Genomic DNA, 3578 nt, shown 5'->3' on the forward strand with positions numbered 1-3578 from the left:
CCTGCCCGGCGCCCCGCCGCCCGAGCCCATGCCCGCGGCCAGCGGCGGGCTGGAGCCGGCTTCCGGCACCAGCGCCCTTCCCGCCGCCATGCCGGGCGTCGAGAAGCTGCTGCTGAACCAGCATTTCGCCGGCACCGGCGATTACCGGCATCTCGACGTCACCCTGCTGGAGCTGACCGCCGGCGGTGCGCGCTGGCCGCTGGTGCGGGTGAAGCTCGGCCGCACCAGCCGCGGCGAGACGCTGGAATTCCGCCAGGGCCAGGGCTGGCCGCGGCCCTTCGCCAGCTGGAGGCCGACCGGCGAGGACAAGTTCGGCGACTTCGCCCGCATCGGCGCCGGCAATCTGGCCGACTACCATGCGAGCCTCGACGCTGCCGATCGCGCCCTGCTGGCGGCGCTGCTGGCCGCCCTGCCTGGCATGATGGCCGAGGCCGGCCAGGCGGCCGGCTTCGACGATGCCGGCATCGCCGACTGGCAGGACGCCGCCCGCCGCCTGGCCGGGCTGCTGCCCGGCTGACCCCGCCGATTGCCGGGCCGGGGCGCTGTGGTAACCTCGGGCCCGGCCAGATTGTCCAGCACGGAGCGCCGCCTTGTCCGCTGATACCCCTGCCCTGCCCGCGGCGTTCGATTTGGCCGGGCTGAAGCGCGCCGATGCCCTGGTGGCCGAGACCGGGCTGCGGCTGCGCGCCGAGCCCATCCTCGCCCGCCTCGCCCCGGTGCTGGAGGGGCTGGACCCTTCGCTGCAGGCGCTCGGCCGGCTGCTGGCCGAGGAGGTCGCGCGCATCGGCCTGGCCAACGAGACGCTGCGCCAGGAGCTGGCGGCGACGCGCCGCAGCCGCGAGGACTGGGTGAAGCTCGACCCGCTGAGCTACATTCCCGGCTCGCGCCGCGCCGAAGCGCCGCCGCCGCCCGACAGCGTGGTGATGACGCCGCGCGCCGAGAACTTCGCCGGCGCCGGCTGGCACGGGCCGGAAACCGACGGCCAGCGCGAGTGGCGCTGGAGCGGCCGCAGCGGCGACTGCGCGACGCTGCTGCTGCCCGGCCTCGGCGCCGGCCGGCTGCGGCTGACGCTGCACATGATCATGCCCTTCGGCGCGCGCTGGAACGCGGAGCGCTCGACGCTGGTGATCAATGCGACGCCGGTCGCGCTGAAGCCGGTCTCGCCGCCCGAGAGCGGCCAGCCGGTGCTGCAGGCGGAGTTCGAGCTGGTCGAGGATGCCGCCCTCGGCCCGATCTCGCTGGTGCTGGTGATGCCGCGCTACACGGCGCCGACCGGCGGCGACACCCGCGCCCTCGGCCCCGGCGTCATGCGCGTCGAGGTCGCCCGCGCCGAGGCAGGCTGATCCGTCAGGGGTGGATCTTGGCTGACTGGTAGAGCTGCACCGGGAAATCGGTGCTGAGCTCGTTGAAGCCCCAGAAGTTGCGCAGCGAGATGCGCAGGCTGTTGGGCGGCAGCGGGAAGCGCCAGCCATCCTTCGCCGTCACCGCGAGCTTCGGCGCCAGCACGTCGCGCCAGAAATCGGCATCGTTGACGCGCTCGACCAGGCTGAGGTGCTGGCGCTCGCCCGCCTGCTGGCGGCTGCCGGCCAGATCGAAGGGCGATTGGTGCAGGAAGGTGGCGCGCTTGCCGAAATAGGGTGCCTCGGCGATCAGGCTGGAGCTGACGCCGACCACCTCCTGCAGCGCGTCATGCGCCAGCAGCGCATAGGCATTGGCCTTCACCGTCTGCACGCGGCGGAACGGCACGCCCGCGGTGAACAGGCCGAAATCGCCGGGATTGTAGGGATGCGGCTTGAAGGCCAGCCGCCCCTCCCGAAGCAGCAGCGTCTGCACGTCCTCGGCGAAGTCGGTGAAGTCGAGCAGCGCGCCGTCGCGCACCAGCGAGCGGTCGATGCGCGTCTGCCCGACCAGCAGCACCGGCGATTCCGGCTCCAGCTCCGGCGCGAACTTGACCGCGCTCGCCGCCAACAGATCGGCCCAGCCATAGAAGCTGTCGGGATCGCTGTGGTGCTGCAGCAGGGCCGCGAAAATCTCCGGATCGTTGGTCTGCGCCGCGAAGAAGACATCGGGCAGGAAGCGGATCGGATGGATGTTCAGGTCGATGAAGGGGATGCCCAGGCAGGTGAAGGCGCGCTTGCACCAGTCCGCCAGCTCGAAGCCGACCACCAGGCTGCGGCCGAAGCGCGCCGCCAGCGCGTCCAGCACCGCGGCCGGCGCGCGGTCGGTGGTGTAGAAGGAGGCCCAGCCCAGCGCCGAGAGCTCCGCCCCGAAGGCCTCGAAGAAGGGCTCGGGCGTCATCCCCTCGCCCCAGTGCAGGCATTGCACCGGCAGTCCGCTGGCGCGCGCCAGATGGCCGCGCAGCAGCCGGTGGAACCAGCGGATATTCTCGTTCTGCGACGGCCGGAACTGGCGGTCGACCGGGCGCAGGAAGTCGCCCGTCACGATGATGTGCTCGACCACGCGCATCGTCAGCGATCCTGCCGCAGGAAGGACAGGAAGCGGCGCGCCGCCGCCTGGATCGCCGGCACGCCATGCGTCGCCTCGACATGGGCCCGCGCGGCGCGGCCCATGCGCTCGACCAGCGCCGCATCGCCCAGCAGCCGCCGCACCGTGTCCGGCATCTCCTCCGGTGTCACCAGGAAGCCCTGGACGCCATGCTCCAGCCCGCCGCGGACCGTGTCGCGATAGGCGACCACCGGCAGTCCGCAGGCCATGCCTTCGACCATGGCGCGCGGCAGCCCGTCCATCGTCGAGCTGTGCACCATGATCCGGCTGCGATGCAGCAGCGGGAACAGCGCGGCGTGGTCCAGCCGCCCGGGGCAATGCACCCTGCCGGAGGCGATCGCCGCGCCGAACACCGCCTTGTCCGGCTTGCCCCCGCCCGCCAGCAGCAGGGAGAATTCGCCGGCCAGCGGCAGCAGCGCCTGCTGGTTCTTCCGCTTCTCGTGGAAATTGCCGACATTGGCGATGTCGTAGTCGATCACCGCCGGGCGCGGCGGCCGCGACAGCTCGAGGTCGATGTATTTCGGCAGCACGAAGCCGCGGCCTTCGCCCAGGAAGCCGGCGAAATGGGTCGAGAGCTGCTCGTCATACTCGCCGAAGACGAAGCGCGCGCCGGCCAGGACCGTGTCGGTCACCGCGCCGCCGACGATGAAGCCATAGCGCTGCCCCGGCATGCGCCCGGCGACGAAGGCGTTGATCGCGTAGTTCAGCCCCTTGAAGAGGACGATGTCGGGGGCGTAGGCGCGCAGCGCCTCGACCAGGGCCGTCGACACCTTGCGATGCGGCACCGCTTCCGCCGGCAGGTCCTCCGGCAGGAAGGTCGCGGTCACCGCGCCGTCCAGATACTCCTCCTCCTCGATGTCGGCGCCGGCATGGATGCGGAAGGCGGCGACCTCGGCGCCTTGCTCGCGCAGCGTGCGCAGGAAATGCAGCTCGCGCGTCGCGCCGCCCATGGCACGGTCGGCATGGCTCATGATCAGGGCGATACGCATCGGGAAGGGGCGGCCTCGGGCTCGGACAGGTGCCGCCAGTATGGCCCGGCGGGCGGCCCGCAGCCAGCCCCCGCCGACCTGCCC

At 72.2% G+C, this 3578-nt stretch carries 4 protein-coding genes; 2 read left to right on the forward strand and 2 right to left on the reverse strand.

The window, feature by feature from the left end; genetic code table 11:
- Nucleotides 1–517: hypothetical protein (locus BKE38_RS32175; protein ID WP_165694206.1), on the forward strand; the 517-nt coding region annotated here is incomplete at its 5' end.
- Between the two features lie 73 nt (nt 518–590).
- Nucleotides 591–1343, forward strand: coding sequence for a hypothetical protein (locus BKE38_RS16340; RefSeq protein WP_131829620.1), 753 nt, complete (start codon nt 591–593; stop codon nt 1341–1343).
- Nucleotides 1344–1347: 4 nt separating this feature from the next.
- On the opposite strand, the gene BKE38_RS16345 is transcribed toward BKE38_RS16340, so the two are convergent.
- Both BKE38_RS16345 and BKE38_RS16350 read right to left on the reverse strand, forming a co-directional pair.
- Nucleotides 1348–2466, reverse strand: coding sequence for a hypothetical protein (locus BKE38_RS16345; RefSeq protein ID WP_076958347.1), 1119 nt, complete (start codon nt 2464–2466; stop codon nt 1348–1350).
- 2 nt (nt 2467–2468) lie between these two features.
- Complete coding sequence (locus tag BKE38_RS16350; protein ID WP_076958348.1) at nt 2469–3494, reverse strand: glycosyltransferase family 4 protein; 1026 nt, start codon at nt 3492–3494, stop codon at nt 2469–2471.
- Between the last annotated feature and the right edge of the window lie 84 nt (nt 3495–3578).

Source organism: Teichococcus deserti (assembly GCF_001982615.1).
GTDB classification, from domain to species: domain Bacteria; phylum Pseudomonadota; class Alphaproteobacteria; order Acetobacterales; family Acetobacteraceae; genus Pseudoroseomonas; species Pseudoroseomonas deserti.